Source organism: Pseudomonas sp. ADAK13, from assembly GCF_012935715.1.
Classification (GTDB): Bacteria; Pseudomonadota; Gammaproteobacteria; order Pseudomonadales; family Pseudomonadaceae; genus Aquipseudomonas.
This window is the reverse complement of sequence record NZ_CP052860.1, coordinates 4,395,625-4,409,135: the sequence shown is the minus strand read 5'-3', so window position 1 is coordinate 4,409,135 and position 13,511 is coordinate 4,395,625. Positions and strand designations below refer to the sequence as shown.

The 13,511-nt window shown below is 59.9% G+C and carries 12 protein-coding genes and 1 pseudogene; 8 read left to right on the top strand and 5 right to left on the bottom strand.

Annotated features, from left to right (window positions below):
- Positions 1–114: 114 nt before the first annotated feature.
- Together HKK54_RS20390 and HKK54_RS20385 are read right to left on the bottom strand one after the other, a co-directional pair.
- Positions 115–615, bottom strand: a complete 501-nt coding sequence (locus HKK54_RS20390) for a GNAT family N-acetyltransferase (RefSeq protein WP_169387613.1) — start codon at positions 613–615, stop codon at positions 115–117.
- A 305-nt stretch (positions 616–920) separates the two neighbouring features.
- Entirely contained in the window at positions 921–1,805 is an 885-nt protein-coding gene (locus HKK54_RS20385; RefSeq protein ID WP_169387612.1) for a hypothetical protein, read from the bottom strand.
- A 471-nt stretch (positions 1,806–2,276) separates the two neighbouring features.
- Between HKK54_RS20385 and HKK54_RS20380 the strand changes: the two genes are divergently transcribed.
- The 3 genes from HKK54_RS20380 to HKK54_RS20370 are packed head-to-tail and all read left to right on the top strand — an operon-like array spanning position 2,277 to position 6,342.
- A complete protein-coding gene (locus tag HKK54_RS20380) occupies positions 2,277–2,729 on the top strand; it encodes a (2Fe-2S)-binding protein (RefSeq protein ID WP_169387611.1) in 453 nt (150 codons plus the stop codon).
- Positions 2,729–4,981, top strand: coding sequence for a xanthine dehydrogenase family protein molybdopterin-binding subunit (locus HKK54_RS20375; RefSeq protein WP_169387610.1), 2,253 nt, complete (start codon positions 2,729–2,731; stop codon positions 4,979–4,981). Before HKK54_RS20380 ends, HKK54_RS20375 begins: the two co-directional genes overlap by 1 nt.
- Before the next feature lie 17 nt (positions 4,982–4,998).
- Positions 4,999–6,342 (top strand): c-type cytochrome, encoded by a 1,344-nt coding sequence (locus HKK54_RS20370; RefSeq protein WP_169387609.1) that lies wholly within the window; start codon positions 4,999–5,001, stop codon positions 6,340–6,342.
- A gap of 370 nt (positions 6,343–6,712) precedes the next feature.
- Here HKK54_RS20370 and msrA read toward each other — a convergent pair whose 3' ends face one another.
- Positions 6,713–7,219: a peptide-methionine (S)-S-oxide reductase MsrA gene (gene msrA, locus HKK54_RS20365; protein WP_169387608.1), complete on the bottom strand. Its 507-nt coding sequence runs from the start codon at positions 7,217–7,219 to the stop codon at positions 6,713–6,715.
- Between the two features lie 243 nt (positions 7,220–7,462).
- On the opposite strand from msrA, the gene HKK54_RS20360 reads away from it, so the two are divergent.
- Both HKK54_RS20360 and HKK54_RS20355 read left to right on the top strand, forming a co-directional pair.
- Entirely contained in the window at positions 7,463–8,800 is a 1,338-nt protein-coding gene (locus tag HKK54_RS20360; protein ID WP_169387607.1) for an MFS transporter, read from the top strand.
- 243 nt (positions 8,801–9,043) lie between these two features.
- Positions 9,044–9,511: a thiol-disulfide oxidoreductase DCC family protein gene (locus HKK54_RS20355; protein ID WP_169387606.1), complete on the top strand. Its 468-nt coding sequence runs from the start codon at positions 9,044–9,046 to the stop codon at positions 9,509–9,511.
- 6 nt (positions 9,512–9,517) lie between these two features.
- Here the strand turns inward: HKK54_RS20355 and HKK54_RS33630 are convergent.
- Positions 9,518–9,829: pseudogene (locus HKK54_RS33630) on the bottom strand (Fic family protein); the annotation flags it as partial.
- A gap of 43 nt (positions 9,830–9,872) precedes the next feature.
- Between HKK54_RS33630 and HKK54_RS20350 the strand changes: the two are divergent.
- Positions 9,873–10,415 (top strand): GNAT family N-acetyltransferase, encoded by a 543-nt coding sequence (locus tag HKK54_RS20350; RefSeq protein ID WP_178120988.1) that lies wholly within the window; start codon positions 9,873–9,875, stop codon positions 10,413–10,415.
- Positions 10,416–10,421: 6 nt separating this feature from the next.
- On the opposite strand, the gene HKK54_RS20345 is transcribed toward HKK54_RS20350, so the two are convergent.
- Positions 10,422–10,985 (bottom strand): recombinase family protein, encoded by a 564-nt coding sequence (locus tag HKK54_RS20345; protein WP_010175847.1) that lies wholly within the window; start codon positions 10,983–10,985, stop codon positions 10,422–10,424.
- Between the two features lie 271 nt (positions 10,986–11,256).
- Between HKK54_RS20345 and HKK54_RS20340 the strand changes: the two genes are divergently transcribed.
- Together HKK54_RS20340 and HKK54_RS20335 are read left to right on the top strand one after the other, a co-directional pair.
- On the top strand, positions 11,257–12,324 hold the full coding sequence (locus tag HKK54_RS20340; protein ID WP_169387605.1) for a fatty acid desaturase: 1,068 nt from the start codon (positions 11,257–11,259) through the stop codon (positions 12,322–12,324).
- Positions 12,325–12,328: 4 nt separating this feature from the next.
- Complete coding sequence (locus tag HKK54_RS20335; protein ID WP_169387604.1) at positions 12,329–13,474, top strand: serine hydrolase domain-containing protein; 1,146 nt, start codon at positions 12,329–12,331, stop codon at positions 13,472–13,474.
- Positions 13,475–13,511: the final 37 nt, after the last annotated feature.

The window sequence follows — 13,511 nt, the reverse complement described above, 5'->3', positions numbered from 1 at the left end:
TTTGACTGCAATGTAATGTGTGTTGTGGGCTTCAAAACCACGAACAAACCGCTCGCGCCCCCGTACTGGATCAAATCGCCCGACGGATCCCTCAGGGTCTGACCCTGTTTTTCCTCAAATTATTTCACCTGCCGGGCAAGGTGTGTTGCTCGCTGTAAGGTGCTGACGGACATAATAATTGTCGAACTCACTGCTTTCGACGAACTGGAAGCCGTGGCGAATGTAAAACCGATTCGAGGCGCTTTCTTTGAGGGCTCCCACTTTAATAGGGAGTGCGGCTGCGTCTGCGGCTTTGAAAATCTGAGTGAGCACAGCAGAGCCGATCCCCGAACCTTGCGCGCTCGGCCTCACGTAGAAGTGGTCGAGCACGAGTTCAGTGGGGTGGTGCTTGACCACTACAAAGCCAACCCTCTCTCCAGATACCTCGATGTAATGGGTGTTGTGGGCCTCAAAACCGCTAACAAACCGCTCGCGCGCCCGTACTGGATCAAATCGCCCGACGCGCTCGAGACTTTCGCGCATGGCGTCGATTCGGATGGCGACAAGATCGTCCAGGTCGCTTTGTTGAGCGCGGACTAACGTCACGAGGGAGTGTTGATTGGGTTTGATCGGCATAGGTTGCGCTCTGCGTACCGTCCTGGGATGGCCAGTATAGAAAGACCGGATCAGGTCACGCTCCACTATTTCCTATCGTAGCCGGACACTATTTTTTTGCTCCTTTAATCGCTACGCGGCTGGCCGGACCAGCGATATCGGCACTGACTGACACGTATATCATCACGGCGCGAACCATCGCCAGAGCCAGCTCGTAGGGCGGGGTTAGCTGCCCTACGACTGACCTAACCTGACACTGAAAGCCACAGAGCATCGTTAAGTCGCTCCATAACCAGGCAAACTTACCCTGCCTACTCTGTGCCTTTTTACTTCCTCGCGTCGATAATCGCCTTCGTTTGCGCCACAAGCTTATTGACCACTTCTGCACCCGAGGCAACGGAGGATGGATCGCTGGATGAATCCATGCCGCAACCAGCGTGACTGCTTAGCTTTCCTTTCTCCGGGATTTTGATCGTCTGCACATAGCTTGGGTCGGCGACAACCACAGACCATGTTTTTCGTTCGCCAGCGACCGTGAGTGTTACCGTCCCTTTCCGGCATGCCGAGTAGATTAGAACGTCACTTCTCTTGCTGAAGTAGTTGTCGACAAATGTCTTCGTTTTTACCGCGTCTTTTGGCACTGCTTCTACAGCAAGATCCCCCTTGATATCGCCCCCCGCGAAACTCAGTGAGATGGCATCGCTTGCGTGCCCGTCTGTCGCTGCAAGCTCGGATTCAAGAGCTTGTGCGTCAGGAATGGAGCCTTTGATGCTGCCATCAGTAAAGAGTATGCCTACTGCAGCAACCCCTATCGCCCCGGCGCTCTCTATGAGCTTCACGCGATTGTCTTCAGTATCAACCGTCAATTGCTGTATTAAATCGGTATCAGGCCTCTTCGTAACTCCTAGGTGGGTGGTCTTCCACCACCAATGGTCTGTTGCCTCGATTGCGTAACGGTGACTCGATGATGCTGTGGGGACGGACGTCAGCACGAGGTCTCCACTTGCTATAGCAGTTAGTGCCTTTTGCTTACCACCACCTGGCGCAGCCGGATCAGCCTTGGCAATATCCAGTCGTAAGGCCGATGACTGAAGCTCGAATTTGGTCAGACCGTCCAGGTCTGGCCTGTCAATTGTGTGATAGGAAACAGCGCCGCAGCCAGCGAGCGCCCCTAGGAGCGCTATAAACACCGCTATTTTGATGAATTGCATCGGTGAATCTCCTTGACTTGGTTTGGGCTTCCCTCCTACGACCGCGTACTGCGCAGCCCGCGACAACTGGGGCAAGGCGTGTTTTGCACGGATGTGCCATCAAAACGCTAGCCAAGCGTCAGCATTCTGTCTAGCTGGCCAACCGATCAACCATAGCGGTCGTCCAAAATCCACTACCCCATTCGTCTCGTAAAAAATCCTGCTTCTGCAAGGTCACCAACGAAAACCACCGACCGCTCCCCCTCCCCTATCGCATTCCTGTCGAATACTTGCCTAATCCTCCGACCTTTCACCCCCTCGCATAGCGCCCCCCGGACCTACGGTCTAGAGTCAATCCAGTATCCCTCTACACTACTCAAGCTACGTGCGTTCGAACCAAACGGGCCATCGATGCCCAGCGGCGGAGCCCAGCCTCGCCGCCTGAAAAATACTAAAAAAATGCAACACCAACCGATGATCAGCGGGTGAGCCATGGAATTACGAATTAACCAGCAGACCCACCAAGTCGACGCAGAACCCGACACGCCTCTGCTCTGGGTCATCCGCGACAACCTGGGCATGACCGGCACCAAATACGGCTGCGGCCTGGCGCAGTGCGGTGCGTGCTCCGTGCTGGTGGACGGCAACGTGGTGCGCTCTTGCGTCACGCCGGTCTCCGGTGTGGTTGGCCGGGAGATCACGACCATCGAAGCCATCGAGTCGGATGATGTGGGCAAGCGGGTCGTTGCCACGTGGGTCGAGTATCAAGTCGCTCAGTGCGGTTACTGCCAGTCCGGCCAGGTGATGGCGGCCACGGCGCTGCTCAAGCACACGCCCAAGCCGAGCGACGCGCAGATTGAGGCGGCGATGGTCAATCTCTGCCGCTGTGGCACCTATAACGCCATTCATGCGGCGGTGCATGACCTTGCGAAGGGAGAGGCCTGATGAACATTCGCATTGATCCCGCTGCCCTGCCCTTGGTCGCGGCGTTGACTGATCCGGTGAACCTGTCGCGCCGGCGTTTCCTGGCCAGTACGGCCGTGGGTGCGTTGGTGATTGGTTTTGGTCTGCCGCTGGGTTCTGGCCGGGTGCAGGCGGCCACTGCGGCCGCCACCGGTGAGCGCGGTACGCAGGTGCCGGCGTTCCTGGAGATTCGGCCAGACAACACGATTCGTTTGCTCAGCCCCTTCATCGAAGGCGGCCAGGGCACGTTCACGGCGATGGCGCAGATTGTCGGCGAGGAGTTGGACGCCGACCCGGCCACGTTCCTGGTGGAGTGTGCCCCGCCCGGTGAAGCCTTTGTGGTGATGGAGAATGGCATGCGTATCACCGGCGGCAGTATGTCGGTGCGCATGAGTTACCCGACGATGCGCCGGCTGGGTGCGTTGGCCCGGGCGATGTTGCTGGAGGCCGGGGCGCAGGCGTTGAAGGTGCCGGTGGGCGAGTTGTCGACCGAGCCGGGCAAGGTGGTGCACGCGGCCTCCGGGCGTTCCCTCACGTATGGCGAGTTGGCCGGGCGGGCGATGGACCTGCCGGTGCCGGACGTGGCCAGTGTGAAGCTGCGCGACCCGAGCCAGTTCCGCTGGATCGGCAAGCCGGTGAAGCGTCTGGATGCGTATGACAAGTCCACCGGCAAGGCGCTGTACAGCATTGATATGAAGGTGGACGGCATGCTCCACGCGGCGGTGCAGCATGCGCCCCGCCTGGGCATGACGGTGGGCAGCCTGCGCAATGAGGACCAGGTCAAGGCCATGCCGGGGGTGCATTCGGTGCATCGCCTGCCGGGCGCGGTGGCGGTGGTGGCTGAGCGTTGGTGGCATGCCAAGCGTGCGGTGGAGTCGATTCAGGTCGACTGGCTGGAGCCTGCGGCCGACTCGAAAGTGCGCGGGATGCCGAAGGACTTTTCCAGCGACGAGCATTTCAAGCGCCTCGCTGCAGAAACCGGCCCGGCCCGGGATGATGAAAACGAGGGTGATGTGGCCGGCACGCTGGCCAATGCCAAGACCAAGGTCGAGGCCACGTACCACAACCAGTATCTGCACCATGCCCAGCTGGAGCCGCCTTCGGCACTGGCGAGTTTCAATGCTGACGGTTCGCTGGAGATCTGGTTGCCGAATCAGGCGCAGGATATGTTCCGGGCCGATATCGCCAAGCGCACTGGCCTGGCGCCGGAGCGGATTACCCTGCATTCGCCGTTGTTGGGCGGGTTTTTCGGGCGGCATTTCCTGTATGACTCGGCCAGCCCTTACCCGCAGGCCATTGAGTTGGCCAAGGCGGTCGGGCGTCCGGTGAAGATGATCTGGAGCCGTGAAGAAGAATTCCTGCGGGATGTGCTGCGCCCGGTGGCGGCGGTGAATTTCCGTGGAGCGCTGGACGGTGACGGCTGGCCAGTGGCGATTGAGGCGGTGAGTGCCACCGAGGGTCCGACCGAGGCCCTGGCCGGTAAACAGGGCGAGAAGCTCGACCCGACGGCGCTGGAGGGCTTGTCCGGGAAGTCGTATGCGATTCCCAACAAGCGCATCGCGCAGATTTATGTGAAGGGCCCGGTGATGCTGGGCTACTGGCGGTCGGTGGGTAACTCGCTGAACGACTTTTTCTACGAGTCGTTTTTGGATGAGCTGGCCGACAAGGGCGGCAAAGACCCGTTCGAGTTGCGCCTGCATCTGCTGCGGGATAACCAGCGGCTGACCACGCTGCTGAAGGCGGTGGGCGAGTTGTCGGGTGGCTGGAAACGCGGCCCGTTTGTCGCCGAAGACGGCAGCAAGCGTGCGCGTGGGGTGGCGATGGCGTCGCCGTTCGGCACGCAGACGGCGGTGATTGCCGAGGTGTCGATCGAGAACGGGCAGGTGAAGGTCCATGACATCTGGCAGGCGATCGACCCGGGCAGCATCGTCAACCCGGCGATTGTCGAGGCGCAGGTAAATGGAGCGGTGTCGCTGGGCTTGTCCCAGGTGCTGTTGGAAGAGGCGGTGTATGTGGACGGCTTGCCTCGGGCGCGTAACTACGATTTGTACCCGGTGCTGCCGCCGTCGCGGATGGCGCGGGTGCACGTGCGCGTGATCGAGAGCGGGGAAAAAATGGGCGGCATTGGCGAACCGCCGTTGCCGGCCGTGGCACCCGCCGTGGCCAACGCCGTTGCGGCGTTGACGGGGCAGCGCGTGCGCAGCATGCCGTTAAGCCGCCACTCCTTTACCTGACCGGGGCCTGAGCACTTATGAACAACCGCCGATTCGCAAGAACCGTTGGCTGGCTGGCGCTGCCGTGCCTGGTCGCGGCAGGCCTGCTGGCCTGGTATGTCACCCGAGAGCCTGCTTCATCGCTGTCCGCCGGGCCCGTCGCCACGGAGCCGGCGCTGGTCGCCCGAGGCGAGTACGTCGCCCGGGTCAGCGACTGTGTGGCCTGCCATAGCGTGCCCAACGGCGCGCCCTTTGCCGGAGGCCTGGAGATGGCCACGCCGCTGGGGGCGATCCATGCCACCAACGTGACGCCAGACCCGGAAACCGGTATCGGCCGCTACAGCCTCGCGGACTTCGACCGCGCGGTGCGCCACGGTGTCGCGCCGGGTGGGCGTCGGCTGTACCCGGCGATGCCGTATCCGTCTTATGCCAAGCTCAGCGACGATGATGTGAAGGCGTTGTACGCGTTCTTCATGAAGGGCGTGGCGCCGGTGCGGCAGGCCAATGAGCCGAGTTCGATCCCGTGGCCGCTGAATATGCGTTGGCCCATCGCGCTGTGGAATGGCGTGTTTACCGACAGCCAGCCGTACGTCGCCAAGGCTGGCAAGGATGAGCTGTGGAACCGTGGCGCCTACATCGTGCAGGGCCCGGGGCATTGCGGCAGTTGCCACACGCCGCGGGGCCTGGCCTTTAACGAGAAGGCGCTGGATGAAAGCGGCAAGCCGTTCCTGGCCGGTGCCTTGCTGGATGGTTGGTACGCACCAAGCCTGCGGGACGATCACAACACCGGCCTGGGGCGCTGGACCGAGCCGGAAGTGGTGCAGTTCCTGAAGACCGGTCGCAATAAACATGCGGTGGTTTATGGCTCGATGACCGAGGCGTTCAACAACTCCACGCAGTTCATGAGCGACGATGACCTGGCCGCGATTGCGCGCTATCTCAGGTCGTTGCCGGGGGACGAGCAGCGTGATGGGGCGGCCTGGCAGTATCAGGCTGTGTCGGCTGCGGCACGTCTGGATGTCCCGGGCGCCCATACCTACGTGACCCGCTGCGCCTCGTGCCACGGGTTGGAAGGCAAAGGGCAACCGGACTGGATGCCGCCGCTGGCGGGTGCCACCTCGGCGCTGGCCAAGGAGAATGCTTCGGCGATCAACATCACCCTCAACGGCTCGCAGCGCGTGGTGGCGGCCAATGTGGCGGATGCTTATCGCATGCCGGCATTCCGGGAGCAGTTGTCGGACCAGGAGATTGCCGAAGTGCTGACGTTTGTGCGCGGCACCTGGGGCAATCAGGGCGGAGCGGTGGATGCGAAGGCGGTGGGCAAGTTGCGTGAGCACACGGGCCCGGCGAGCAGCAGCCCGATCATTCTGCAGATGCGTTGAGGGGTATGGTGCCCTCCCTGTGGTGAGCGGGCTGTGGTGAGCAGGCCTGTGGTGAGCGGACCTGTGGTGAGCAGGCCTGTGGTGAGCGGACCTGTGGTGAGCGGCCTGTGGTGAGCAGGCCTGTGGTGAGCGGGCTTGCCCCGCGCTGGGCTGCGAAGCGGCCCCAATAAGGCCACCACAGAGTGTCAGGCACCATGCGGTGGTTGGTTTTAGGGCCGCTTCGCAGCCCAGCGCGGGGCAAGCCCGCTCACCACAGTCCAGCTCACCACAGTCCACTCACCACAGTCCGCTCACCACAAAGGGGTTTTGTGTCAGCTTGCAAGAGTTGCGTAGATACCTGTGTTCATCAGGTACCCCCGCCCCCACAGTTTTAACCGCGTTTCGGCAGCTTCCAGTTCGGTCGAATAAAGTGGCAGGTGTAGCCGTTGGGAATCCGCTCCAGGTAATCCTGATGCTCCGGCTCCGCCTCCCAGAACGGCCCCGCCGGTTCGATCTCGGTCACCACCCGGCCTGGCCACAGCGTTGAAGCATCCACATCCGCCGCGGTGTCTTGCGCCACGTCGCGCTGCTGTTCGCTCAGGTAATAAATCGCCGACCGGTAGCTCGGCCCCAGGTCGTTGCCCTGGCGGTTGGGCGTGCTCGGGTCGTGAATCTGGAAAAAGAACTCAAGAATCTGCCGATAGGTGATCACCGCCGGGTCGAAGACGATCTCGATGGCTTCGGCGTGGTTGCCGTGGTTGCGGTAGGTGGCATTCGGCACGTCGCCGCCGGTGTAGCCGACGCGCGTTTGCAGCACGCCGGGGTAGCGTCGCAACAGGTCTTGCATGCCCCAGAAGCAGCCGCCGGCGAGGATGGCGGTTTCGGTGTGGTTGGTCATGGTGTTCTTCCCCTGGATGGATACAGCCCTAGTTATGGGGCCGGGTTGAGTAATACCAAGGCTGAACCGCGGGTTACCCGCGCCGCCCGTCGACAGTCCCCCGCGCATTACCTGGCCCAATTCCTGCGTACTCCACACCCGCCAAGTCGCTACTGACTACGCGGACGACTCTTTTGAGCCCCGCCGCCCAACCCCTGCCCCCGATAATCAATCATCCCCCTACCACCGCCGAGGCCTTCCCCCATGACGAGCCCCTCCACCGAACAGGTCAGCCCCCAAACCCTGCGACGCGTGATCATCGCCGCCGGCATCGGTAACTTCGTCGAGTGGTTCGACTTCGCTGTCTATGGCTTCCTCGCGACCACCATTGCCCAACAGTTCTTCCCCAGCGGCGACGCCAGCGCGGCGCTGCTCAAGACCTTCGCGGTATTCGCGGTGGCCTTTGCGTTCCGGCCTCTGGGCGGGATTTTCTTCGGCATGCTCGGCGACCGGATCGGGCGCAAACGCACGCTGGCCATGACGATCTTGCTGATGGCCGGCGCCACCACGCTGATCGGCCTGCTGCCCACCTACGCCGCCATCGGCGTGGCGGCGCCGATTCTGTTGTCGCTGATCCGCTGCGCCCAGGGCTTCTCCGCCGGCGGTGAATACGCGGGCGCCTGTGCGTATCTGATGGAGCACGCGCCGAGTGACAAACGCGCCTGGTACGGCAGCTTTGTGCCGGTGTCGACCTTCTCTGCCTTCGCCGCAGCGGCCGTGGTGGCTTATGCGCTGGAAGCGTCGTTGTCGGCCGAGGCGATGGGCAGTTGGGGCTGGCGTTTGCCGTTCCTGATCGCCGCACCGCTGGGCCTGGTGGGGCTTTACCTGCGCTGGAAGCTGGATGAGACGCCGGCTTTCCAGGCGGTGAAGCAGGAACACGCGGTCGCGCACTCCCCGCTCAAGGAAACCCTGCGCAACCATGGTGCGGCGATCTGCTGCCTGGGCGCTTTTGTGTCGCTCACGGCGCTGTCGTTTTATATGTTCACCACCTACTTCGCGACGTACCTGCAAGTGGCCGGTGGTTTGAGCCGGGCGATGGCGTTGCTGGTGTCGCTGATTGCGCTGATTTTCGCAGCGGCGATTTGCCCGCTGGCGGGGTTGTATTCGGATCGGGTGGGCCGTCGGGTCACTGTGATGACGGCGTGTGTGTTGTTGATCGTGGTGGTCTATCCGTCGTTCCTGATGGCCAGCTCCGGCTCGTTCGCGGCGTCTGTGGTCGGGGTGATGTTGCTGGCGGTGGGCGCGGTGCTGTGTGGGGTGGTCACGGCGGCGTTGCTGTCGGAGACCTTTCCGACCCGCACGCGGTATACGGCTTCGGCGATTACTTACAACATGGCTTACACGATCTTCGGCGGTACGGCGCCGTTGATGGCAACGTGGTTGATCAGTACCACGGGCAGCAACCTGTCACCGGCGTTTTACCTGATTGCGGTGGCGTTGCTGGCATTGGCGGGCGGGTTGGCGTTGCCGGAGACGTCGCGGATATCGCTGCATGAGGTGGGCACCGAGGAAAAAGGCGCAGCGGCAGTCTTGTCGCGTTAAGTAAACACAATACCCAAGACAACAAACATCCCCTGTGGGAGCTGTCGAGCTTTAGCGAGGCTGCGATAGCGGTGGCTCAGGCAACAGCAATGTGGGCAGTGCCGACGCCATCGCAGCCTCGCTAAAGCTCGACAGCTCCCACACTGGAGTCTCTTGGTTTATTGGATCTCCACTCCCTGAGTAAACAGTGCGAACGAACGCGGGTATGATCCAGGCTGACCCGGCCCGACTGGACCCACCCTCATGCCCGCCTCCCAAACCCGCCCCACCCCCGCGCCCTTGCTCAAGCCCGGCGAAACCGTGGTGTTGTTCGACGGCGTGTGCAAGCTGTGCAACGGCTGGGCAAGGTTCCTGATTCGCCATGACCGCGACCACCACGTGCGGTTGGCGGCGGTGCAATCGCCCGAAGGTCAGGCGCTATTGGCCTGGGCCGGGCTGCCGCTGGATCAGTTCGACACCCTGTTGGTGATCCGCGACCGACACTATTGGGAGCGTTCGGAGGCGGTGTTCGACATCATCGCGCAACTGCCTGCGCGCTGGCGCCCCTTGCTGGTGCTGCGGGCCATCCCGCGCTTCGTTCGGGATTGGGCTTACGATCGCATCGCGCGCAATCGCTATCGGCTGTTCGGAAAGTACGATACCTGCCTGTTGCCGGACCCGGATCATGAACGGCGGTTTTTGAATGACCCGACAGCTGACCGCAGTAATTAATCGCCTTCCCAACAGAGCCTGTGTGACCTGCTCAATGTAATCAAATACCTCAGACTGAACCGAGTATTGATACTGCTTACGGCAATTCTTCGAGACTGTGCCGTTATTGGTCAGACACATCATCGCAAGGTTGGCCAAGTCACTACCACGTACGTTATAGGCTTCATTGACGGTGCGCACGACGCGGTCATAATTCTCAAGGAAGATCGTCACCTCGCTCTTCATTGCAACAGAGACCGGCAGTAACAGGCCGTTCTCCAGCGCGCCGGCGCGGCACAAGGTTGGGTGGATCAGAAAACGGGAAAGGCGCCCGTTACCGAGGCTTGAGGGCCAACAGCAGATCAACAAGGAGCGTCAAATAATGGAGCTATACACCGAACGGCTTTACATGCGGCAACTGGAAGCCGGCGACTGGGACCTTTTCCTCGCGTTGCACACCGACCCGTCAGTGATCCAGTACGTGTGCGACGCCCCCTGCGAAACCGAAACCCGAGAGAAATTTGAATCCCGGTTGCCGCAATGGCTGCCAGGCGCCAGCCATTGGTTGTGCCTCGTCGTCTTCGACCGGCACAGCGGTTGTGCCGTTGGGGTCACGGGATTAAAGCTGGCAACCGATGAAGAGGCGACGGCAGAAGTCGGTTACCTGTTCCTCGCCGGGCATCAAGGAAAGGGCTATGGTTTTGAATCCCTGCAACAGTTGATGAACTATGCCCGCGAAACGCTTGGGCTGAACACGCTCACGGCCGTCGTGACCGAGGGAAATGCTGCCTCTTGCCGCCTTCTTGAGAAGTGCGGCTTCCTGTTTGAGCAACGTCATTGCGACGCTTATCACATCAATGGGCAGTTACTTGATGACCTCCTCTACCGGCATCGGATAAGCGAGTCTCTGGATAACGGTCAATAGAAGCCCCTACGTAGATCTCAAGTACCGATAAAGCGTCTGGCGACTGATCTCAAAATCGCGCGCCAATTTGGATCTGCTTTCTCCAGCGCAGGCGCGGTCAATCAAACTGACAACCTGAGTGTCAGACAGTTTTTTCTTGCGACCACCGTAGGACCCGCGATTCCTGGCGGTAGCAATTCCAGCGGCCTGTTTTTCCCTCGCCGCAGTGCGCTCGAACTGCGCGACCAGTTCCATGACCGCAATGATGGGTTCCACCACTTCAAGGCAGTCATGCCGGAAAATCAGGTTTTCGTTGGAAAACTCCAGCGTTACCTGCTTTTCAATCAGCCGGCGAATGATGCTGCACAGCTGCTCGGTACTGGAGGTGAGCGAGGCCATGCTGTCCACGACGACAGTGTCCCCGGGCTGCAGGTAGCGAATCAGCCGCTCAAGGCCTGCGCGATTCGCGGCATTGTCTGCACGCTCATCGCAAAACATTGCGTCAAATACATCAGGGCTTGTTATTTCCTCTACCGCGCCCTCAGGTTCTTGTAAAGAAAGCCGGAAATATTTGATGCGATGCAATCTCATGGTGCCTCCTTGGCAATACTTGTACAAAGTCGTTTTGTACTTGTACAAACTGTAACTAAACCATTAATTCCTTACACCTGTAACATTGAACCCACCCAAAATACACAGTTGCAAAGACTTGAACTTACCTTATCATTTTAAAACCTGCAATATTCCTAACAAGTGCAAGAAAAACAGTCGATTTCACTTTTACCGAATGACCCGCGTGAATTCACGCAGTGAATTCGTATGCCCGCTGTTTTATAGCCCGAAGCAAGCAGAGGATGAATTGATGAACGTCATGGAAAACGCGATAGACATTGATCGCCTGACTACCGATCAGGAAAAGATTGAGCATGTAACCCGCAGCATTACCGAACATGGGAATTACCTGCGCAAACGTTATCCGATCCTGCAACACCAGAATGCTCTGGGGGCGAGTGTCATGGTATTTTCCCTGGTCGGGATGGTCGTGACGGGAGGGCTCTACCTAAAGGGTTTCATCCCCGCCTGGACGTGTATCCTGATCAATGCGCTGCTCACGTCGTTCATTCATGAAATCGAACATGACTTGATTCATCGGCTTTATTTCCGAAAGCAGCCGCTGGCGCATAATGCCATGATGTTTTTCTGCTGGCTGGCCCGGCCGGGAATGCCGAGTCCCTGGTTAAGACGCAATCTGCACTTTCATCATCATAAGGAGTCCGGAACGGATACGGATGTGGAGGCGTGGATCACAACCAGTGGCAGCCCTTGGGGAATACTCCGCTTATTGAAACTGATCGACGGTTTTGTATTTGGTTTTCTAAACGCGGTTTTTGCGCCGGGATGGCGGCAAAAGGTCAGATTGTTAGGCAAGATTATCCGACTCAATACACCTTTCGGGCTTTTGTACTGGGGGTGTTGGTATGTGTTCCTCGGCTACCACCTGTATGTGTGGGCGGGGTCATTCATGGGCCAGGACATTCAGAGTTCGGCTGCGACGCTGGAGTTCATGAATGTCATCAATAGCGTGGTAGTTATCCTGATCGCGCCCAATATGATCCGGCAGTTCTGCCTGTTTTTTATAAGTTCAAACATGCACTATTACGGTGATGTTGCCCCGCGCAATGCGCTACAACAAACACAGGTAATGAACCCTTGGTGGTTGTGGCCATTCCAGATGTTCTGTTTCAACTTCGGCAGCACTCACAGCATTCACCATTTCGTGGTGAGAGACCCGTTCTATCTTCGTCAGATGACGGCACCTTATGCGCATAAAGTCATGGCGCAGGCCGGTGTCAGGTTCAATGACTTCGGTACCTATAAACGTGCGAACCGTTTTTCCCTGGGGCACTCTCAAACTCGGTCGCGGGGGTGAGTTCATGAACGCGCAAGGGATGTGTGCGACGCCGTTCGACGCCGTCAGGCAGGCTTTCGAGGAGATGTTTGATGATCCGCAGGAGCGTGGGGCCGGGCTTTGTGTGCAGGTAGACGGCGAGAGGGTTGTCGACCTGTGGGCCGGCATGGCAGATCAGGCAGGCACGAAGCCTTGGGCACGCGATACGCTGGCCAATACCTTCTGCGTTATAAAACCCTATGTCGCGGTGGCCGTTCTGATGCTGGTTGAAGCGGGCAAGCTGGAGCTGGATGCGCCAGTGGCCCGCTACTGGCCGGAGTTCGCCCAGCACGGGAAAGCCAAGGTCACTTTGCGCCAGGTGATGAACCACACCGCAGGCCTGCCGGCGCTGCGGGCACCCGACCATAACGCCATGATGTATGACTGGGAGCATATGGTGCGGGTGCTGGCGGCCGAGCCGCTTTGGTGGGAACCGGGAACAGACCTGGGGTATGGCACCACCACGTTTGGCTGGATTCTCGGTGAGTTGATTCGTCGGGTGGACGGACGAGATCCCTGTGTGTTTATCCACGAACAGATTCTGGAGCCCCATGACCTGGACGTTCACCTTGGCGTGGACGAAAAACACTTTCATCGCATCGCCCGTTTCGACAACGCCACGGGGCGAGTCGGTGATCCTTACTCGCAAGCGTTGCGCACCGTGCTGAAAAACCAGCCATCGCACATCGCGACATTAGCCTTCACCAACCCCGGAATGGTGCCCAGGCGAACCAGTGACCCGCGCTGGTGGGCCTATCGGCAACCGGGTGTGTGCGGGCATGGCACGGCTCACGGCCTGGCCGGTTTCTACAGTGCGTTACTGGCGGGACACTATATCGGTCGCGAGCTGCTCAGTGAGTTCACGCGAGAGCACAGCCATGGTATGGATCGGGTATGGATGCGCCCCATGCGTTATGGCTTGGGCTGCATGCTGGAGCAGCAACGCGACCCGATGGCTTCCCACGCAATGGGCCCGAACACCTTTGGGCATATCGGGCTTGGCGGCCCGATAAGCTTCGCCGATCCCGAAAAGCGCGTGAGCTTTGGTTTTGTTACCACGACCTCAGGCAGCCATACGATGATTGATCCCCGCGCTGGCCGCCTATCGTCCCTGGTCTATGCGGCGCTTTGAATTCACGCTCAGGGCGACTGTTTTCCCCCAGGTTCCA

Coding starts and splice junctions, on each gene's coding strand:
- HKK54_RS20385 (WP_169387612.1), bottom strand. CDS start 1,805: ATGCAATTCATCAAAATAGCGGTGTTTATAGCGCTCCTAGGGGCGCTC.
- HKK54_RS20380 (WP_169387611.1), top strand. CDS start 2,277: ATGGAATTACGAATTAACCAGCAGACCCACCAAGTCGACGCAGAACCC.
- HKK54_RS20390 (WP_169387613.1), bottom strand. CDS start 615: ATGCCGATCAAACCCAATCAACACTCCCTCGTGACGTTAGTCCGCGCT.
- msrA (WP_169387608.1), bottom strand. CDS start 7,219: ATGACCAACCACACCGAAACCGCCATCCTCGCCGGCGGCTGCTTCTGG.
- HKK54_RS20340 (WP_169387605.1), top strand. CDS start 11,257: ATGAACGTCATGGAAAACGCGATAGACATTGATCGCCTGACTACCGAT.
- HKK54_RS20375 (WP_169387610.1), top strand. CDS start 2,729: ATGAACATTCGCATTGATCCCGCTGCCCTGCCCTTGGTCGCGGCGTTG.
- HKK54_RS20370 (WP_169387609.1), top strand. CDS start 4,999: ATGAACAACCGCCGATTCGCAAGAACCGTTGGCTGGCTGGCGCTGCCG.
- HKK54_RS20335 (WP_169387604.1), top strand. CDS start 12,329: ATGAACGCGCAAGGGATGTGTGCGACGCCGTTCGACGCCGTCAGGCAG.
- HKK54_RS20360 (WP_169387607.1), top strand. CDS start 7,463: ATGACGAGCCCCTCCACCGAACAGGTCAGCCCCCAAACCCTGCGACGC.
- HKK54_RS20345 (WP_010175847.1), bottom strand. CDS start 10,985: ATGAGATTGCATCGCATCAAATATTTCCGGCTTTCTTTACAAGAACCT.
- HKK54_RS20350 (WP_178120988.1), top strand. CDS start 9,873: ATGGAGCTATACACCGAACGGCTTTACATGCGGCAACTGGAAGCCGGC.
- HKK54_RS20355 (WP_169387606.1), top strand. CDS start 9,044: ATGCCCGCCTCCCAAACCCGCCCCACCCCCGCGCCCTTGCTCAAGCCC.